11 protein-coding genes are annotated in these 23422 nt (G+C 27.3%); 6 read left to right on the top strand and 5 right to left on the bottom strand.

Annotated elements, in window-relative coordinates; genetic code table 11:
• Window positions 1–29: 29 nt before the first annotated feature.
• Together dusB and rpoD are read left to right on the top strand one after the other, a co-directional pair.
• On the top strand, window positions 30–983 hold the full coding sequence (gene dusB, locus ERUM_RS01810) for a tRNA dihydrouridine synthase DusB (protein ID WP_011155014.1): 954 nt from the start codon (window positions 30–32) through the stop codon (window positions 981–983).
• A 652-nt stretch (window positions 984–1635) separates the two neighbouring features.
• Entirely contained in the window at window positions 1636–3504 is a 1869-nt protein-coding gene (rpoD, locus tag ERUM_RS01805; RefSeq protein WP_011155013.1) for an RNA polymerase sigma factor RpoD, read from the top strand.
• A gap of 1460 nt (window positions 3505–4964) precedes the next feature.
• Here the strand turns inward: rpoD and dnaG are convergent.
• Both dnaG and ERUM_RS01795 read right to left on the bottom strand, forming a co-directional pair.
• Window positions 4965–6743: a DNA primase gene (gene dnaG / locus ERUM_RS01800; protein ID WP_011155012.1), complete on the bottom strand. Its 1779-nt coding sequence runs from the start codon at window positions 6741–6743 to the stop codon at window positions 4965–4967.
• 1105 nt (window positions 6744–7848) lie between these two features.
• A complete protein-coding gene (locus ERUM_RS01795; RefSeq protein ID WP_011155011.1) occupies window positions 7849–8868 on the bottom strand; it encodes a class I SAM-dependent methyltransferase in 1020 nt (339 codons plus the stop codon).
• A 70-nt stretch (window positions 8869–8938) separates the two neighbouring features.
• Here ERUM_RS01795 and ERUM_RS01790 point away from each other — a divergent pair, with 70 nt between their 5' ends.
• Complete coding sequence (locus ERUM_RS01790; protein ID WP_011155010.1) at window positions 8939–9523, top strand: hypothetical protein; 585 nt, start codon at window positions 8939–8941, stop codon at window positions 9521–9523.
• 5 nt (window positions 9524–9528) lie between these two features.
• Complete coding sequence (locus ERUM_RS01785; protein ID WP_011155009.1) at window positions 9529–9813, top strand: DUF2610 domain-containing protein; 285 nt, start codon at window positions 9529–9531, stop codon at window positions 9811–9813.
• A 2023-nt stretch (window positions 9814–11836) separates the two neighbouring features.
• Here the strand turns inward: ERUM_RS01785 and ERUM_RS01780 are convergent.
• Window positions 11837–12811: a ribonucleotide-diphosphate reductase subunit beta gene (locus ERUM_RS01780; RefSeq protein ID WP_011155008.1), complete on the bottom strand. Its 975-nt coding sequence runs from the start codon at window positions 12809–12811 to the stop codon at window positions 11837–11839.
• A gap of 316 nt (window positions 12812–13127) precedes the next feature.
• Between ERUM_RS01780 and ERUM_RS01775 the strand changes: the two genes are divergently transcribed.
• Window positions 13128–15074: a hypothetical protein gene (locus ERUM_RS01775; RefSeq protein WP_011155007.1), complete on the top strand. Its 1947-nt coding sequence runs from the start codon at window positions 13128–13130 to the stop codon at window positions 15072–15074.
• Between the two features lie 967 nt (window positions 15075–16041).
• Here the strand turns inward: ERUM_RS01775 and cysS are convergent.
• Window positions 16042–17415, bottom strand: coding sequence for a cysteine--tRNA ligase (gene cysS / locus ERUM_RS01770; protein WP_011155006.1), 1374 nt, complete (start codon window positions 17413–17415; stop codon window positions 16042–16044).
• Window positions 17412–18044 carry an exopolysaccharide biosynthesis protein gene (locus ERUM_RS01765; RefSeq protein ID WP_011155005.1) on the bottom strand — a complete coding sequence of 211 codons (633 nt, stop codon included), beginning with the start codon at window positions 18042–18044 and terminating at the stop codon, window positions 17412–17414. Before ERUM_RS01765 ends, cysS begins: the two co-directional genes overlap by 4 nt.
• A gap of 624 nt (window positions 18045–18668) precedes the next feature.
• Here ERUM_RS01765 and ERUM_RS01760 point away from each other — a divergent pair.
• Complete coding sequence (locus tag ERUM_RS01760; RefSeq protein WP_231837241.1) at window positions 18669–23414, top strand: NAD-glutamate dehydrogenase; 4746 nt, start codon at window positions 18669–18671, stop codon at window positions 23412–23414.
• Window positions 23415–23422 lie beyond the last annotated feature (8 nt).

Here is a 23422-nt window from a genome sequence, read left to right as displayed (position 1 = left end):
TAATAAACTAGTTATGCAACCTAACAAACATGAATTTGTCTCAATTTATTTCTGACTATCCTGTAATATTAGCACCTATGTCTGGTATAACTGATTTTCCATTTCGTTCTCTTGTCAAAAACCTTGGAGCAGGATTATTAGTGTCAGAAATGATAGCAAGCCGTGGAATGATCAAACAAACTAAAGATAGTTTACAGAAGTCACATATACAATCTAATACTGCTGTACAATTAGCTGGATGCGATCCACTAATAATGGCAGAAGCAGCAAAACTTAATGAAGACATGGGTGCACAAATTATTGACATAAATTTTGGATGTCCTGTAAAAAAAGTAGTTAATAGCTATGCTGGATCAGCACTAATGAAAGATGAAATAACAGCTGCAAAGATTTTAGAAGCTGTAGTAAAAGCAGTAAAAGTACCAGTAACATTAAAAATGCGTATTGGATGGGACAGTCAGAACCTAAATTCTCCTAGATTAGCAAAAATTGCTGAAAACACTGGTATTAAAATGATCACCATACATGGTAGAACCAGAGCACAAATGTTTACCGGAAAAGCAGACTGGAAGTTCATCAGTAACATAAAAAAATGTGTTAGAATTCCGATTATAGTCAATGGCGATATAAAAACTCTAGATGATATAAAAATAGCATTAGAAGAGTCACAAGCTGATGGAATAATGATAGGAAGAGGTGCATATGGTAAACCATGGATTATAAATAAAGCACTACAATTTATAAAATCAGGTATTATTTTACCAGATCCAACAGTATCTGAAAAATTACAAATTATTATAAATCACTACGACAACATCATAGAACATTATGGAAAGGACATTGGAGTTAAGATATCAAAAAAACATATAGGCTGGTACAGCGCTTGCCTAGAAAACTCTACAGAATTTAGAAGTAAAGTCAACTGTTCAAACAATCATCAATTTATTAGAGATCAAATATTAAACTTTTTCTCACCAAAGTAATCTTTTTTCTATTATTCAAATATTGATTATCTTTAAAATCATAATAATACATTTATATGTGATATTACATTGTGATGCTGCATACAATAACTTGTAGTATACACATCAGGTTATTTCATAAAAAACATTTACCTTATATAAAGGTATTAATGACCATGTGAATTAATATAAACATTTAAATGCAATTATTGTACACAAAATGTATCATATATTTATATAGGTAATAATACATGCATTAGATTCTTTTCAAATAATTAATTTGATCATCTTACAATAATTAATTATTTTAAATTATAACAAGCATTAAAAATTATGTTATATCAGACAATATCCTTTATCTTCTTATAATTAACAATATACTTACCGAATTCTTTACATAACCAACTTTTATTATATTACTAAAATATCAATTAATTATAACAAACTGTTACTAATTAATAAGACCATACATATACTCTGTCTTTTAAGTTGATAACACATCTATAAATTTCTTTCACAGAATTAACTTTACCTATTACAAGAATTAAAAACCCTCTTAGTTATAAAATTCTTAAATTATGATATTATGTATGCTCTCTTATTACGTTTTATAATTGACAATATATTTATAGTATGGTACTTGGTGAGATTTGTCATTCCTTAAACATTAATTATGAAAGATCTACAGACAGATAAGGAGCTAATAAGAACCCTTGTTAGTAAAGGGATAAAGCAAGGCTTTGTTACATTTAATGACATTAATGATGTTTTTTCTGATTATGTATTATCAGCTGATAATATAGATGAAACAATTTCACTGCTTCAAGACTCAGGTATCAACGTACTTGAACAGAGTGATGAAGATGAAGCTAGTAGTATAGTAGAAAGTGGCAGGCTCAAAGATGGTATTGACGATGATGATGTTTCAGATACAAGTATAAAATCTTGGGATTTTGGGCAAACAGATGATCCTATACGCATGTATTTATGTGAAATGAGCTCAGTTGAATTATTATCTCGTGAAGGAGAAATTGAAATTGCAAAGAAAATAAAATCAGAAAAAGTTAATATGCTTAGGTCGTTAGTAGAATCACCAATGGTATTACGCACGTTTATGTCATGGAGAGACGACTTAGTAAATGAACAAATAATGTTAAGGGATTTAATAGATTTAGATGCAAATTATCGTTATGAATTTCCTGAAAAATTCTCTGACGTTGATGATGAGAGTGTTTTAGATTATGATAAAGATTTAATGGACGAAGATGATACTGATGATATCTCAGATGATGATGATGACGATGATAATACTTCAATAAATGCTTCAATCCTTGAAATGGAAAGTGCATTACTCCCTAAAGTAGTAAGTATTTTAGATGCAGTAATTGAATCAGCAGAAAAGATTCTGGAGCTTAAGAAGCAACATAAAGGAAAATTGACTAAAGATATTGAAAAACAATATAATGATTTACATGATAATATATGGGAAATGATATATCAGATTAAACTCAGTAATTCTGCAGTATTGTCAATTACACAACAAATTTACAGTCTGAATAAATCGATTGCAGCAGAAGAAGCAAAAATTATTTCCCTTGCAGAAAGTTATGGTATACCACGTAAAGAATTCCTCGATGCATATAATACTAATTCTGTACTAGAAAAAAAAGGTACATCTCCTGCATGGAATAATATGATAGAAAAAGAAGAAACTAACATAGTTAGTATGTATAATAAAATAAAATTACTTTCTGGAGAAAATAGTTTAGCTGAATTTAAATCTTTAGTAACAAAAATACAAAAGCATGAGCGTGCAGCAACCCAAGCAAAACAAGAAATGATAAAAGCAAATCTAAGATTAGTAGTATCTATCGCAAAAAAGTATTCAAACAGAGGGTTGCAATTTCTTGATTTAGTACAAGAAGGAAATATTGGTTTAATGAAAGCAGTAGATAAATTTGATTATAAACGTGGATATAAGTTCTCAACTTATGCAACATGGTGGGTCAGACAAGCTATAACCAGAGCAATAGCAGATCAAGCAAGAACTATCAGAATTCCAGTACATATGATTGAAACTGTGAATAAAATTAACCGTACTCTAAGACAAATGCTACATGAAATTGGTAGAGAACCTACTTTAGAAGAACTGTCAGCAAGATTAAACATCAACGTAGATAAGATACGTAAAGTTATGAAAATAGTCAAGGACCCGGTTAGCTTAGAGAGTCCTATAGGGGATGATGATAGTAGTACATTTGGTGATTGCATTGAAGATAAGCGAGCAGTAAGACCAGAAGATGCAGCAGTACTTGCAGATTTACGGGAAATTACTACAAAAGTATTATCAACATTAACTCCAAAAGAAGAAAGAATATTGCGTATGCGATTTGGTATAGGCAAAGGTGGAAAAGATCACACTCTTGAAGAAGTAGGTAAATTATTCAATGTAACAAGAGAACGTATAAGGCAGATTGAAGCAAAGGCTTTACGTAAATTACGCCATCCAAGCCGTGCAAGAAAATTACGAGGGTTTTTTTAAATAAAGTTCTTTATTGTAACAAAACAATATAAATAATGAATAATTGAACTAGGCATATAGTAGTTACACTCGATAAGGGAAGCTTTAAACATACCTAGTGCTTTGTACTTACTATAGTACTATGCTTTTCTACTACCTATATACATAATAAATCAAATACTTTTTAACAACAAAAAGCACAAACAATGATAAAACACATTTTAGATAATAGTATTAACAAAAATTAAATAATATAATTGAGCATTAGCAAATTATTATGTAAAGTATTATTATACACACTATGTGTACATATAACAGTACTCGAAAAATCAATTAGTATAATTTAACACATTATCTAATACCATATTCATTACCTTTTACTACTTTACAATCAACTCAATAGTTATACCATAATAGATTTCCCCCGGGTAAACCTAATTGATAAATGATAGATTTTTATATTTATATCTGTTTTACTGTTATTAGTTTAATACACAGCTGTATTTACCATTTAAACATTCCTTTATGAGTAATTTTAAGAGATAAACTTTCTAAATAATACTTAATTTAAAAACAATAAGTTTTCTTTATCTTGATTCCATATACAAATCTGTAAGCACTTCCATATATGCTTAATAAATATAACACCCTCACTTATAACATAAAATCATTATAAGTTTTAATATAACAAGATAAAAAAAAATATACAAAACCCTAGCAGTAATATTTAATTATAAGTTTAATTTCTTACATCTTTATAATACAAATACATAATTAATATAACATCCATTTAAATAGTACATTTAAACAATACAAATCCTATCAATTAGGAAAAAAACTATTCAGCTTATAATACATTAAAGATCATGTTATAAAAAATATTTACCTTCATTAATTATACCTTACCCAATATAAAAGGAGCTACAAGCATTTTTATCCAAAATAACAGTAAAGATACCCTAATAAGTAATTTTATTTAACCCTTAAATACCTAAATGCATATACTATTTACAGAATGTAGTTAGAGAAATCTTTAATCAAATATAATCAATCCAATAATGCATTACCAATTAGTACACATTACAAAAAAATACTACAAAGTATCATAAGAGATTCTTATCTACTATACATAAAACATTTTTAAACTAGTACTACACCTATTTACAACTTAAATAATTCTTCTATATAATTAGGCCTAGTATTACAATGACAAAAAAGTTTTAATTAATACAATTTAAAATGTATAAACCATATAAACTAACATCTTACATGACAAATACAACAATAAACTTAATAACAAGTACATAATCTTTTGAATACCAAAAAAGTTATCATTAAGCACAACACACTAAACAGATAAGTGAAGTAACTTATAAAATACAATATTCAACTTTAAAAATTTTTCTTCCATAGCTAAGTGATAAATTACCAAAAAATACAAATATATTACCTAACAAAAGGCATCTACATATCTCTCAATTCTAATAATCCCATAATTCTCTCAACCTAGTATCTATAGCTTGAGCTTGATGTGATAATTTTTCTGCTAAAGAGTCCTTTCCACTTAAACGTAAATCTAAAATTTCTTCTTGAAGATACCGTAATTGCTCAACAAGCATTATTTTCTCTATTTCTTTTTTAGAAATTGCTAGATGATCATTTTTTTTATCATGCGATAAAGTAGTATTATATTTGAAACCCACCATTTTTTTGAAGACATAATCTATTAAATGACTTAAACCAGCTTTTTGTAATTCCAACAATAATACATTCTTAGACATCACACTATCACATAAAGCAATTTTAATATTTAAAATATGCTGTTGTAACTCATAAAGACTATTATCACTAATATGAAATTTAGTAAACTGATCAAAAATAATTGGATTATCAAGTAATTCTGGAAATTCCATAATTATATTAATGGCTCTTAACTGGTTATATTCTTTTGAAAATGATTCAGTAGTCATATTATCAAACTGATTAACTACCAATTTTTTCACTAAACCATTACTATCAAAAATCTGAGATTTACTATTTGAGTACTGCTGAAGATTACGAACTTGATTGTAAAAATATTTCTTATAATATTTTGCAATATTACTATCATTAATTTTACTAATATAATATTTCATTCTAGCATCTAACATAACACATTGTTCAGGCATTATAGCACTACCACTAGTAACCTTAGATAATTCATAATCCCAAATAAACTCTGAAAGTAACTTAGCACTATCTAAAATAGCCATCACATCAGTAATACCTTTATTGATACAAATATCATAAGGATCATCACATGTATCGAGATTAACAAACTTTATAATACACCCAGACTTGATCAAAGATAGAGCAAGAGAGGCAGCTTTTACACATGCCATTTTTCCAGCAACATCACCATCCATCCAAACTATGACTTCTGTAGATATATCCCACAAATACGTCAAGTGTTCAGAAGTCATAGATGTCCCTAGCAAGGCAACTACATTACCAATACCTAGTTGATGAAGTATGAGAGCATCCATATATCCTTCTACCACTATAATCTTTCCAGCCTTTCTTGCTTCACGAACAGCAATATGAGCAGCATAAAGGCTCTCTCGTTTTTGAAAAAAAACACTTGCTTTAGAATTCAAGTACTTAGGATTTTGTGTATTAATAATAGATCTACCACCAAAACCTATAACGTCTCCTACAGAATTACAAATAGGAAACATAATTCTATTGTAAAAATAATCCTGATCATTTACATTTGATAATCCAGTCTTCCTTATATCATCAATATTAAACCCACAAGATAACAAATACTTAACTAACCCATGTGCTGGAGCATACCCTAACCTAAACTTTTTTATTGTATTATCAGTAATTCTACGATTTTTTACATATTCTAATGCAAAACTATTAGAATATAATTGCTTTTCAAACCATATTGTTGCTTCATTTAAAAGACGTATTAAGCCTATTTGATTATCTGTATGTTGTGGTACATCAATACCATACATTTCTGCTAAATAACTTACTGCACCTTTAAAATCCAATGCATTAATATCACATGTAAATTGTATAACATCACCACTTGCTCCACATCCAAAACAATAATATAACCCTTTCTCGTCACTGACAGTAAATGATGGTGTCTTTTCATTATGAAATGGACATAATCCAATAATATTATTACCTCTTTTAGTTAGTTTTACCCTTTGACCAACTACATCAGATAACTTTACCTTGCTTTTTATAAGATCTATAATACTCATATTACATAATATACAATCTAGCCTTAAATATAATATATCTCATATAAGGCAGTATGAACATTATTAGTAATTGATAATAAAAAATTACAGATATATTTAGTAATATAAGTTTGAATTACGTATTGTAATAAAAAGAGTAAAAACTACCACTTCAAATATAATTTCTTACCTATATTAATAAGATAAAATATTAAGTATTATTTATTGTCATCAGTTTTTTATAGCATTTTTAATATACATACATTTTATTGGTTATATAAGCTAATACATTAATAATTTTATATTATCTATGATCTATATAATAACATTACAAAAAAATTTTCACTTATTTCATAACATCATATATCAATTTGTAACTTTCACAGCTAACCAACTTAGGCAACTAATATTGCGATACACTTTAAATAAAATAGTGTTAATAAATTAACTACAAAACTATATATAAAAAAATACATATCCTCATATAAGCAATGACCTATATAATCTCTACTACTCACAACTAATTAAGTTCCAATATTATTTTAGGAAGACTATTCAAAAAATTAATATACAGCACTATAAATAAAAAAATATGCACACATTCATAACTAAACTACCAACTATATAACTTGCATTATCCACAACTAATTAGATTACAACATGACTTTAGGGAGATTATCCAAAAAATTAACTTAGAACTATATAAAAAAGATATATATGCTCATATAAACAACTACCTATATAATCTCTACTACCCAAAGCTAAGTAAGTTACAACATTATTTCAGGAAAACTATTCAAAAAATTAATATACAACACTATAAATAAAAAAAATATGCACACATTCATAACTAAACTACCAACTATATAACTTGCATTATCCACAACTAATTAGATTACAACATGACTTTAGGGAGATTATCCAAAAAATTAACCTAGAACTATATAAAAAAGATATATATGCTCATATAAACAACTACCTATATAATCTCTACTACCCAAAGCTAAGTAAGTTACAACATTATTTTAGGAAAACTATTCAAAAAATTAATATACAGCACTATAAATAAAGAATATAAACACTATTACATTCAACTAGTATATTGTAAAATACATGTATTAATTTGTTAAGGATTAATCAACAAAACTTTGAACATACTACCCATATTCTCAGTCAATCTCAAAAATCCAGTCATTAAATTCTGTTGTTGAACTTCTGTAGCATTTTCAATTAAGATTTGTAACCTTTCCCTAATACCAAAATTGTACAAAAAATCTCTTTGGGTCATAATATATGAATTTAAAAAAGATAAACTTTTCCTTAAAGCTGTAAAATCCACATGCACAGTAATATCACTATTACCAACATTTTCAAATATATTATTATATTGATGGTTTTTCACGGATTGCATAGTACTCTTATATGGAGGATCTATATATCCATAATCAATAATTACTGCAGCACCTTTATTTTGTAAAATTTTATGCTCTATTAACTTTATAATTGATATAGCATCATCACATACTTCTATAATCGGGTCGTTAATATTATTTACATTTAGTATTTGAAAATTTTTATCTATTAATTTATTAATAAATCTAAACTTATTATCTTCTACTGTAATATACCTTTCGTACCAAGAATCACTAATACATATAAATTGTTTAATAGGCAAAGCATCAAAAAATTCATTTGCTATAACTAGTATAGGATAATTCGGAATACTATTTATATTTCGACACCATAGTACTTTTTCACCTACATCTTGTAAAGTATTATACTGCACTTCTTGTAATTTAGGACTAACCTCAAGAAGATAAATATCAACTGCAGAATAACACTGTTTAAATTTCTTGAGAACTCTAATAATATCACTTATTAATGTTCCTCTGCCTGGTCCTAGTTCCAATAAAACAAATTTTGAGGGAGATCCCATTTTTTCCCAATACAATAATACCCATAATGCTATTACTTCCCCAAATAGTTGAGATATTTCAGGAGAAGTAACAAAATCTCCAAAAACACCAAATGGCATTTGTGTCATATAATAACCACAATTCATATCATAAAGAGCAATCCTCATAAATTGTTCAACTGATATAGCACCACCATTATCAAAAATAACTTTTTTTAAGTAAGAATGCATAATTATTAATGTCTTATTTATGTGGTTATGATATAAGTAATAGATATGGCTGTAAATTACATTGGACATTATGATATTACACACTAACTTTCAAAATAAAGTAAACCAAGAATATTTAGGAAATTTAGGCAACAAAAGTGGTAATTTTTATAACACTTCAACTAAAATAAAGAATGATTTTAATTTTATTTCTCAAGAAGAAAATATACAAAGTATTAACTATACCTTTTCAATACCTTACCAAAATAATACAGGAAATTCAAATAATTCAGAGACTCATAATATGACTCACACCCAATTTCCTAAGTGTCATATATCAAATACCATAATAGACAGCACATCTAATAAAATAGAATGCGAAGACATACAGCAAATTACCAATAATCATTACATTAAAAATCAAGAACAAACCAACATTGACACTAATGTTATATCAAGCAAAGATGAAATAAGTTACAAGACAGCATACGCTTTACTCCTTAACTTAGTAAATTATGATATAAAGTTATTAAAAGAAATTTTGTTAATTGCAGAAAGTCTAGTCAATGAAGGAGTATCAGTTGCACCAGAATCAAGAGTAAAAAGACACATTGCCAAAGCAATATTATCTAGAACACAACAATACAAAAAAAATACCACTAGTCGTTCAAGGTAGTACAAATGCCAGGAATAAAAAAATTTATTGTACCATGTAATTTCAATGGGCAAAATTCACCATTTGCAATATATATTGGAGAACCAAAACCAGAAAACCATCCAATTCAACACCAAGATAATTGGCTAGCAAAAGAACGTGGAGGGAATATACCAGAAAAAATTAAAGATAGTTTGTCAAAACTATATGCACTTGCACAAAAGAATGGTATCTGTTTTGCAGATCTATGTGTATATGCATTAACAGTAGCTACTCATAAAAATAATAAAGATTCCTCAGACAATCAATAATTATTGATAAATTAATGTTTGGTTTTTCTACATCTATGCATGTACTAGTATAAGTTTTTATTTACAAAAGACTTGTTATAAATCGCAATACAAAATATTGAATACATGAACCAAATTGAAGAACCAAACATTAATTGACAAAGTATATTGTTATTATATACCTACAACTATTATTTGTACCATATGACAATTTCTTATTAAATAACAGTAAAACAATTTTTATACAGCAAGATTTGATACTGACCATAATAATCATAATAAAGTATCACAACAAAACCATGTAAAATAAGAAAGTAGTATACACATTATAAAAATAACGTTAATCACCCATTGCAATGGCATAATAAGTTATATGGGTACACTTTTGATACTTATAATAGTTACTACTAAAAGTAGTATAATAAAACCAAAACCATGTAAAATAAGAAAGTATCACACATTATAGAAATAACACTGGTCACTCATTGCAATGGCATAATAAGTTATATAGGTACACTTTTGATACTTATAATAGTTAATAATAAAAGTAGTATAATAAAACCAAAACCATGTAAAATAAGAAAATACCACACATTATAGAAATAACACTGGTTACTCATTGCAATGGCATAATAAGTTATATGGGTACACTTTTGATACTTATAATAGTTACTACTAAAAGTAGTATAATAAAGCCAAAACCATGTAAAATAAGAAAGTATCACACATTATAGAAATAACACTGGTCACTCATTGCAATGGCATAATAAGTTATATGGGTACACTTTTGATACTTATAATAGTTAATAATAAAAGTAGTATAATAAAACCAAAACCATATAAAATAAGAAAGTACCACACACTATAGAAATAACACCGGTCACTCATTTCAATAGCATAATAAGTTATATGGTTACACTTTTGATACTTATAATAGTTAATAATAAAAGTACTATAATAAAACTAAAACCATGTAAAATAAGAAAATACCACACATTATAGAAATAACACTGGTTACTCATTGCAATGGCATAATAAGTTATATAGGTACACTTTTGATACTTATAATAGTTAATAATAAAAGTAGTATAATAAAACCAAAACCATGTAAAATAAGAAAATACCACACATTATAGAAATAACACTGGTTACTCATTGCAAATGGCATAATAAGTTATATGAGTACACTTAAATTATTTATATATTGAGAAATCCATAAACTCACTTAGTTTAACATATATTACATACAAACCTTTTAAAATTATATGGGAAATATCTCATATAATATTAGAAATACAATACTAGAAAATTGTATATAAATTATAAATTAAATACCTAAACATACAAAAACATTCATACACCAACAGAATGATAGTGTACTCTATATTACTCTTCAAAACTATACTGAAAGGTATAATACCAATTCATCAAGAAATGTATTATCACAAAATTATAACCAAACTACTTTTATATATAGAAAGTTCACTAATATTAAACTTTACTTTCAATATTATATTAATAAAAAGAAATACACTTTATGCTGATTACCTATTAGTAAATCAATATTTATAAGTCATATGGTACTACTAAAAGTAAATTAACCTACATATTAAATACATTATAAAATTACTTAAAAACAAAAAGAACTACATATCAGGAAGAATACTATTTAAAAACAATCTCAAATTATAAAAAACTAATCCATATGTTCAATTTTTAAACAATAGATCTATAATTACCTAAAACAACCAATAACATTTTCTAGGTTATATATTATAGACCCACCAATAAGACAAAGTATTAATATACAATAACACTCATTAGTAACAAACAGCAAATCTTGATATTTTAAAGTAAAAATATTCATACTATTACTGAATCCTTGAAGAGCATTACAAACGTAAACATAAGTATTAGGACTACCATCTATATATAATACACATTATATAAAAAATATTTGATACATATAGATACAAAAAACAAAAACTTAACAAACTTATTAAGCATCATATACTATACAACAAGAACTAAAGCAATCATTTGACTAATGATCTTCAAATGCTTCTTCCCACGTTCCTTCAGTAGCAGCACGTGTATACTCTGTTACTCTATTTTCAAAGAAATTAGTGTGCTCTACACCATTTAGAATTTCATCCAACCACAGCAAAGGGTTCTTATTTGCGCTGTATATAGGCTCTAAATTTAACTGTATTAGCCTTCTATTTGCAATATATCTTATATATTCTTTCACCTCCTGAGCAGACAAACCTTCAACATCACCACAAGCAAATGCCAAGTTAATAAACTCATCTTCTAAAGTTACAATAACACTACATGCTTCATACAATTCCTTTTTAAGATCATCATCCCATATTTCATAATTTTCTTGAATAAAAGTATTAAATAATCTAATTATCGACTCAGTATGTAATGTTTCATCACGAACAGACCAAGCAATAATTTGTCCCATGCCTTTCATTTTCCCAAAACGTTGAAAATTTAGTAAAATTGCAAATGAAGCAAACAATTGTAAACCTTCTGTAAAGGCACCAAAAACTGCTAAAGTTTTTGCTACATGCCTTTTGTCATTCTTTCTACACTCTTCAAACCGTTGCATGTAGTCATATTTCTTTTTCATAACCTCAAATTTCAAAAACGCCTGATACTCTATTTCTGGCATCCCAATAGTATCCAATAAGTAAGAATAAGCAGCAATATGTATAGTTTCCATATTTGAAAATGCAGATAACATCATACATATTTCCGTTGGCTTAAATATATTTGAATAATGTTTCATATAACAGTTATTAACTTCGATATCAGCCTGTGTAAAAAAACGAAAAATTTGTACTAAAAGGTTCTTTTCCTTATCAGAAAGTACAGTCTTCCAATCTTGAACATCATCTGCAAGAGGCACTTCTTCAGGCAACCAGTGTATCCTCTGCTGACATAACCATGCATCATACGCCCAGGGATAATTAAACGGTTTATAAATTGGTCTAGAATCTAGTAATGACATCTTAAATGTTACCAAAAATTACTTAAGTATAACAAAGTTGCTTGCAGAACTATAACAACTATTTGATAGAAAAAGCAACTTAAAAGATTAGGAATATTAAAATAATCATTAGATAAAATTTTAAATTATTATTAGTCAATATATGGTAAATCTAGTATAAAATAGTTATAAAAATTATAAATATAATATTTTTCTTTATATAAGATACTGATATTTTTTATAAATTATCACTTAATTATTAAAAAAAATATATTGCATATAAAATTATTTATAATTATAAATTAGCTAATATTTATTAATATATTTATGTAATGCTATGCTAGGCAATTCTCAAGAATCGAGTATCTCAAGTGAAACACTTGAAATATTTGCAGACTCTCAGATTCACATAACAGAGGAACAATTAAAAATATATATAAAGAATCTTATAGATAACTTATATGTATATAACCTACTAGATCCTGGAAATGCTATACCATTGTCTATTATAGCAATGCTAGGTCTACATTCAGATTTTCATTCATTTAAAAAAGCAGTACTAGATACTCTTTCTGGATACAAAAATTCTGTCCATAGTTTTCTTGCAGAGTCTACAATAATTGACAGGTCTGAATCTTTAAGAGCAGAACCAAATCACTGCTTATATTCATTACCACCTCTTTTGGATAAAAGAACTTCAGAAGATATGTGGAATGATATTAAAGAATTACATATATTATATCACCAATATATAATTAACGTATCTGTAGATAAAAGTACTAATGCTATAAGCAATACAGTAAATGCTCCAGGCACCAAAACATGTTCTATTAAGATATCATATACTAATCCATTAAGACAGCATGTACACTATTTTACATTAAAAACACTTATTGAATATTACAACACTCAACAAACATCATTAACAGGTCACAGATCAATTGATGATCAACAAGAAGCTGCTGTTACTTTGTTTAAAGAAACATTAGAAGAAAAATTTTGCAAAGGATTAAAAAATAAAATATTCTTTAATTATGCACAATATTTAAAAAGTCTATTTACTATCGTAACATCAAATCCAAAAGTAGACTATACCCTGCCACAAAATATATATAGATATTGTGAAACAAGAAGAATGGTAATTTCAAAAATAACACATGATATAATTCCTATATCAGATCCAGGAACTGATATACGTATTTATTGTGATATACCAGAGTATGTAACCGTATTATCAGAAACAAGTAACATTACTATATACGGGAAAGAAGTACTTGGTAAAGTTTATAGCATATATGGTACAATTATAATTAAAAACAATATGCCACATAATGAACGAGAAATAAGCTCTCGTATATGTTCTTTATTTGGTCGTGTTATAATCAATGGAAGAATACTTAATCGGAAACATACAATACCTAGTATATTTGAAATTAACAACCATAACACATACTTATCACTTAAATATAATTCTATATTAACAAAAATAACAAGCAGCTCTGTAGGTTCCGTAAATAAAGAAAAAAAATCACAAATCTTTGAAATCAGTAGGGATACAATTTTGAATTCAACAAATTATCAGAGAAATATATCAAATTTAAAAATAGAACTACATAACCCAGATGAACAACTCACAGCTACTGTCATATCATTAGATTTAAAAGATCATCCATTACCTATTACTAATAATAATACTATACCTAATATATTAAGCCTAACAGACAATCACGCAACAGATTCAGAATTACCAAGTGAGTTTTTTAGTAACAATGTTAACCCAAAAAGTGCTGGAATTACGAGAATAAAAAATACAATTATTATTGAGAAATTAACTCCTACAATAGGAAGATATATGAATGTTGCCACAAAAAATGGAACAGTATTAGATAAATATGGGATCACAGAAGTAATTATTCAAAGTACCAGAAACTTTGTAATATTATTACTACATGATGCAAATGTTACTATAGAATGTCCATTTTCTGGAGAAATATTTACAAATACAGGTAATATTACAGTTATTGGCCCAGTAACTCACAATTCTAAACTTATTTCAAACTTTGGTTCAGTTTATGTTGGTAATATATCTCATCGGTCAAATGCATTAGCAATAGATAACAGCCGTATTGTATCTTCACTTGGGCATGTCACAATTTATGGCAAAGTTAGTAAATCCAATATTACTACTTCTACATCAGATGCAATATCAATACATAACTCAATATCATGGTTTGATAAACTAACTTCTTGTAACACCAAAACTTTAGCATCTCGCAAAACATAAATTATATATAAGTTTCATTATGGTTTGTTACCTTTATATAGAAAACAGTAGATTGAGTTTAAAAATATATAGAACAATATATTAAATACAATGTTTTGATGTTTTACTATGTTTATTTTTCAGCTTAAAACTTAGATATGTATTTAACCCTAAACTATAAAAGTAGATGAAGTCTTTGTGCTAAATACAAATCTTATAGATTATTAAAAAAAGTAAAAAATAAGATGACATAATTTTACTATTTATAGTAATTGAAAATTTCAATACCTATTTATCTAATCTAAAGATTTTTTAATTAAAAAAACAATATTCTTTAAAGTTTTAAATATATAAAGTGTTTATTAAGTACATAGTTTATATTAAGCTACATGTTTTTTATGCAATAAAATCTTTATTTCACTTAACTTAAATTTCTAATTTACAAAATGATATTTTTTGAGTTTTTATACCTATAACATTATTTATCCAATACCCATTTATAGGAGTTATAAGTTTTTATAATAAAAAAAATACAAAAGATATCCTAAGATTAAAGAAGAAACTACCTATTATATATGACCCTAAAATTCTATATAAATACAGAATTTGCACATTATCTTACTAAAAGAATTTAAACACATATCCAATCATATTCACAAATCATATATGTATTATAAACAATAATATGCATCCAAAAATTCAACTATTCTCTGTCACACTAAATTCCATAATTTAAAGGTAATAATTCTACAACTTGAATACTAAATAAATCACTTATGAAAAATCAATAATTAAACCAAAAATTAAATAACCCCTCAAAATATAGTATCACGCCTATTATAGAAAATAACATACCCATACTCAATAAAGTATATATAATAATTTATAAATTATCTCATATACAATATTTTCTACTTAGGAACAGAGACTATTCTACTTTATAGATAAATATCTTGACATAACTACTAACAAATATCTTACTAACATATCAACTCCTATACCAAAGTGTAGTACCATCCTTGTTATCAGAAAGCACTATACCCTTATCTAATAAAATCTGACGTATTCTATCAGCCTTTCTAAAATCACCATTTGTCTTTGCCATTTTTCTTTCATGTATTAATTGAATAATGTCTTGATCATTATCAACCTTAAACCATTCCTGCCAAGAATGATATAATATACCTAGAAAATTAGCACTTTTAATTAAAACCTTTATAAAATATACTTTTTTATCTATGTCAGAAGCTTTATTAATCCTTGTTACCATTTCATGTAATACTGCAATAGCCTTTGGTGTATTCATATCATCTTTCAAACAACTGATTATTTCATCTGATACTTCCACATCATCTAACAATAATCTCTCATCTGTAACATTCAAAGCCATATATATACGATTAAGAGATTCCTGTGCATTGGAAACAACATTATCATTCCAATCTAAAGGTTTCCTATAGTGAGTACTAAGGAATATATACCTAATTACCTCACCTCTAATTCCAGAATCTAATAGCTGTCTTACCGTTAAGAAATTACCTAAAGACTTACTCATTTTTTCATGATTAACTGTCAAAAATCCGTTATGAATCCAGTACTTTGCATAATAGCTATTAGGAAAAGCACAACAGCTTTGTGCTAGCTCATTCTCATGATGAGGAAATTGTAAATCAGCACCGCCACCATGAATATCAAAATTCTCTCCTAAATAATTATAACTCATAGCTGAACATTCTATATGCCAACCTGGTCTACCAACTCCCCAAGGACTTGGCCAACAACTCATTAGTTTATTATCAATATCAGTTGCCGGTTTCCATAAAACAAAATCTCCGGGATGTTTTTTACCTACCTCAATATCTATTCTACTTCCATAAATAAGCTCCATTATATTACGTCCAGATAACTTACCATATGCAGGATAAGATTCAATATCAAAAAATACAGTATTATCACATATATATGCGTGACCATAATTTATAAGTTTTTCGATTAAAGCCAACATTACATCTATATTTTCAGTAGCCCTTGGCTCATAAGTTGGCTTTAAGCAATTTAATCTACCCATATCCTCATTAAATGCTTTTATATACCTTGCAGTAACATCATATATATTTTGATTATTATTCTGAGCAACATTAATAATCTTATCATCTATATCAGTAATATTTCGAATATAAGTAACTTTAGGATATAACACATTCAACAATCTAAATAATATATCATATATAACTATTGATCTCGAATTACCTATGTGAGCAAAATCATATACTGTAGGACCACAAACATAAATCTTTACATTATTAACATCTAAAGGAACAAAAAGCTCTTTAGATCTAGTTAACGTATTATATATTATCATGTTGTAAACTTTGATAGAAAAGAGAACATACCTATAACAAGTTTTGGCCCTAAAATCATCACCATAAAAGTTACAGTAATACCAAAAAAAGCTATAATCATTCCAATTATCACCATCAAACCATCTTTACTAAGCAATCCTAAAGACATAACTGACACACCACCAGCTGGAATAAAATTAGTTAGAGGTAATGGTATAGCTATCGATACAGCACATATTAGAGAAATAAATGCTATAAGTTTTTCACCAAAACTATTAAATAAAAATAAAAAACGAGGCTTCGTAAGCTTTTCTGCTTTTCTTAATATAGGAGCAGTTTTTTCAATAATAAAAGCTAAAGTTGTACGCTTAAAAGATTTGTTCCCTAACCATTTAGGAATCCACGGAGTTTGAAAGCCAAATAACATTTGAACAGCAAACAAAACTAAAGGTATCGAGAAAATTGTGGTATATCCTGGAGGAACAGGAATTGGAATAGCAAGAGGTAATGAGAATAACAACATCAATACACCAAAACCACGAGAATGAAGAACAGATTTTAATTCAAATATAGTAATTCTATCCGCTTCTACATTACTTGTTACTTCTTCCAATAAATCTGAAACCGCTTTATTATCCTTTTGCGACATATTTACAACTCATCCCAAAACCACAGATTACATATTAAAAAAAACATACCAATTAATTAATAAATAACTTACTATATATTCGTACCATCTACAAGTTTAAAATACTACACTATAAATTTCTTTTAAGAATGTACAAACGTTTTTATTATAGAATATATACATTTATGTTATAATTGTTAACATACATTATATATTTTAACTTACTGTAAATTTATATATCATATTTTAAATTACAACATCAAACACAACTTTTTACGAGCTAATTCATAAAATCTTTTTATCTATAAGTAAAGCATTACAAAACAATCTTAATTGTAATCCACATAGCTTAGAAATTAATCTGATAATACATCTTAACACTACCAGTGACCTAATATACTCCAAGTAATCCTCTTTAAGTGACATATTAATATATTAATAATTACAGAACACATATCATTTGTAAAAAATAAAAGCATATATATTACAGTATGCTCGAAAATACATCAAAATCAATACTCTCAAGACTTATCATAAATACTAGTACGTAATATACTTAAAATAATTAATTGCATATTAAACAAGATAATATTATTTTAAGGAAGATGCTCTACTATTATTTTGTTAACTAGCACAACCAAAAGAATGCACAATAATTTTAATCAAAAAATTATTAATTCAGTCCTAGAATTAATAACACAGGAAGACGACAATTTGTTTCAAGATTTCATAAAACAATTTTATAGCTACTATTACAGTAGTGACATTACACTTAATCCTAGCTTTTTATTATTTATCGCACGTACACTATTTGAGTTAATCAAAGAAAAGCAACCTAAAGAAAGTAAGATACAAATATTTAATACTGATAAACAAGATAATGATATAACAAAAAAAACAACTATTATTGAAATAATAAATGATAACTCACCATTTATAATAGACTCTATAATTATTACAATAAAAAGACATAACGCATCAATATATCACTATACTAATGCCGTATTAAATATTGAACGTACAAAACATAAGATATCTAATATATCACCTGCACAATCATCATCAAATAATAAAATGAGCGAATCAATTGTATATTTTATTATTAGTCAAATTGATGAAGAATCTCAAAAATCTCTAAAATACGATATAGAAAAAAATCTACAATTAGTAAGTTATTGTGTTAACGACTGGCAATTAATGTTACAATATTTTGATAAAGCATTAACTAGTGTAAGGTCACAAAATAACACTATAGAAGAAGCAATCACATTCTTAGAATGGTTAAAAAAAGATAAATTTATTTTTTTAGGATATGAAGAGTATATTATCAATCAAAATAAACTAACACTTAATGCTACAGCTAATCTTGGACTACAAAGAACTAATATATCTAACCATGCAGAAATAGCAACTGACAATAAAGACCAAGTATATATTATTCAATCTAACATCTTATCTACAGTACATAAACATGAGTACATGATCTGTATAGGAATTAGAATATTCAATAAAAACAATATTATAGAAAAAGAACACCGCTTCTATGGTTTCTTTGCTTCCATAATTTCATTCCAAGACGCAACTTCTATTCCACTAATTCGGAGTAAAATAAAAGCTGTTGAAGATAAAGCAGGGTTTACCAAAGGTGGGCACAGCAATAAAGCATTACTTGATATTCTACAAAGGTTATCTAGAGATGAATTATTTCAATTCTCTGAGGAAGAGTTATTTCAAATCTCAATGGGAATTTTATCCTTAGCTAATAATCCTAAAATCAAGCTTTTCATAATAAAAGACAAAAATAATAGTTTTGCAAATTGTATAATTTTTATCCCAAAAGATTTAGCAAGTACTGAACTTGCAAACAAAATGAGCTACATTTTAGAGCAAATGCTTACCGCTCAGGTTGTTAACCACCACTATAATATGTTAAATGAATATAATCTTGTTAGGCTACAATTTATATTAAAAGCACAAGATAACCATTTCAATGATATATCAGAACTAGAAATTGAAGAAAAGTTAATCGCAGCATCAAGAAAGTGGGAACACAAATTACAAGATGTCATGTGTTGTAATTTAGGATCAATTAATCCTTTCTTACACTATCTCACAGCATTTCCACCAAGTTACCATGAGTATTTTAATCCAAAAAGCGCATACCATGATATTATTAAGCTAGAACAGGTCCATAAGTATAATACAAGTGAAGCAGATCTTTATTTGGTTAAAAATAGTGTTCATTATCAATTAAAAATATATATCCCTCAAGAAAGTAATTTACAACTTTCAAAAATACTAAGTATAGTAAACAAAATGGGAACAAGTATAATTTTACACCATAGTTACACTATTACAGCCAAAATTACTATATATTTACATCACTTTATACTGTCAAATACCAAGCAATCTTTCAATCACAATAACATAAAAGAACAATTTGAAACTACACTAAAAAAAGTATTTGCTAAAGAAATAGAAAATGACTACTTTAATAGCCTAATTATATTAGCAAGTTTGCATTGGAAAGAAGTAATGCTCATCAGAGCATTAAGTAGATACCTAAAACAAATATCATTCAACTATAGTCAGATCTATATTCAAAAAGTTGCCACAAAATATCCAAAAATCATATATAATTTTATTAGATTGTTCGAATCTAGATTTAACCCAGAGCAAAATAATAATAAAGAGTCTGTTTCTATCAAAGAAAAAATTAATGATCTACTTTCAGAAGTAACAGATGTAGTACATGATCACATTTTACGATGCATATACGCACTTATTTTAGCAATTTTACGCACAAACTACTATACAGGAAAAGAATATTTATCTATAAAGTTTGACTCAAGCAAAGTACCAAATATACCTTTACCATGTCCTTTTAGAGAAATATATGTCTATTCTAATTCATTTGAAGCTATACACTTGCGAGGCGGTAAAGTTGCACGTGGAGGAATTAGGTGGTCTGATAGGACAGAAGATTTTCGTACAGAAATACTCGGATTAATGAAAGCACAAATGACAAAAAATTCTGTCATTGTCCCAGTAGGTTCTAAGGGTGGTTTTATTTTAAAACGTGCACCTAAAAATCCCTCTTTACTTAAAAACACCGCTATCGAATGTTATAAAAACTTCTTGAGAGGAATATTAGACATTACTGATAACATCATCGATGACAAATATGTAACACCTAATAATATTATCAAATACGATGATTATGATCCATATTTAGTAGTAGCAGCAGATAAAGGAACTGCCACATTTTCTGATTATGCAAATGAGATTTCTGAAGAATATAACTTCTGGTTAGGAGATGCCTTTGCATCTGGTGGCTCAATAGGATTTGACCACAAAAAAATTGGAATCACGGCAAAAGGAGCATGGGTTGCTGCACAAAGACACTTTTGGCTTATGGATAAAGATATATACACTGAACCATTTACAGTAATTGGTATAGGTGATATGTCTGGAGATGTATTTGGAAACGGTATGTTATTATCTGATAAAATACATTTAGTTGGGGCTTTTGACCACAAGAATATTTTCATTGATCCATCACCTAACCCTGAACAAAGCTTCTTAGAACGTAAACGCCTTTTCCACCTTCCTGGTTCTTCATGGGAAGATTATAACAAAGACTATATTTCAAAAGGTGGAAAAGTTTTCAGTAGAAATTCTAAAATGTTAGAACTAACTCCTGAAATAAAAAACCTACTTAATATTACAGAGGATCAAATATCTCCAAATACCTTAATCACATATCTACTCAAAGCCGAAGTTAACATGATATGGAACGGAGGAATAGGCACATATATAAAATCTTCACAGGAAAGTAATGCAGTAGTTGCAGATAAAGCTAATGATCTTTTAAGAGTCAATGGATGTGAAGTAAGAGCAGCAATGATAATAGAAGGCGGTAATTTAGGAGCTACACAACTTGGAAGAATAGAATATGCACGGAATGGAGGAAAAATTAATACTGACTTTACTGATAATTCTGGAGGAGTAATCTGTTCTGATTTTGAAATCAATATAAAAATATGTCTAAGGTTAGCAATAAAGAGTAATTTCATTACTATCTCTGAACGTAATAAAATACTAGACGATATTATGCATGATGTACCATCTATGGTTCTTGAATCTCATAATAAATTAGAAACAAAAGCTTTAATGCTAGAGTGTATACAGGCTCAAGATAGAATAGAACAACATCATAGACTATTAAAATATTTAGAAAAAACTAAAATCCTGAACAGAAAAATAGAGTTCTTACCAAGTGATGAAGATATAATAAAAATCACTTCTGAAAAGAAAGGTTTTACCTGCCCTCAAATTGCTATTCTTATCGCATATACTAGAATGTTCTTAAAAAATGAAGTAATGGTATCTAATATCTTTAATCACTCAAGTAGTTTATCAAATTTATATGAATCCCAGTATTTATTGTCCTACTTTCCACAATATATAAGAGATAATTTTGCACCTTACATAAGACAACACCCTCTAAAAAAAGAAATTTTAGTAACATGTATAGTAAATGACATAGTCAATAGAATGGGATGTACTTTTGTTAACCATATTATTGAAAATATTGGTATTACAGCTGAAAATGTAATCAAAATATATATTATAACCACTCATATATATAATCTATACGAAGTATGGGAAGCATTAGATGCATTAGATAGCAAAATTCACATTAGTATATATACTACCTTAATTAGAGAAGTACAAAGATTTGTTGGACAAATAACCTTTTGGTTTATGAGAAATTCTTCTAAATTTGTAAACATTGATACACAATTAAATGAGTTATCATCTCAAATACGTATCATAGAAGAAAATATAACTAATATTTTATATAATGAATATTTAGAAGTATATAATAATACTCTCTCTTCTCTAACTAAGCATAACATAGATAAATCAGTTGTACAAAAGATTACTGCGCTAAAATTTCTTACTGTATCCCTAGATATAATACACCTCACAAACAGTTCTAATTTACCAATACTAACTGTAGGAAAACTATATTTTCAACTCAGATCTTTACTAAACTTTAATCGTATACGTGATCTTGCAAGAGATATGGAATTAAGCTCTTCATATTGGCAACGTGTTGCTATTAGGAACCTGCTTGATGAATTAAACGACTACCAGTATATAATAACAGAAAATATTATAAGACAAGCAAAACCTACTTTATCACTAGCACTTAAATTAGATAAAGATTGTGATATCATTAATGATACAATTCAAGAATGGCATAGTAAAAACCAAGATAAATTAAATAGATATTACAATTTTTTAAATGAAATAAATACAAATCAGCTTGATTTAAGTAAGTTAATGCTAATAATAAAATCACTTGATATGTTCATTAGGTAAAATAAATT

The sequence above is a fragment of the Ehrlichia ruminantium str. Welgevonden genome (assembly GCF_000026005.1).
Taxonomy (GTDB): Bacteria; Pseudomonadota; Alphaproteobacteria; order Rickettsiales; family Anaplasmataceae; genus Ehrlichia; species Ehrlichia ruminantium.
This window is presented reverse-complemented; position numbering and strand designations above follow the sequence as displayed.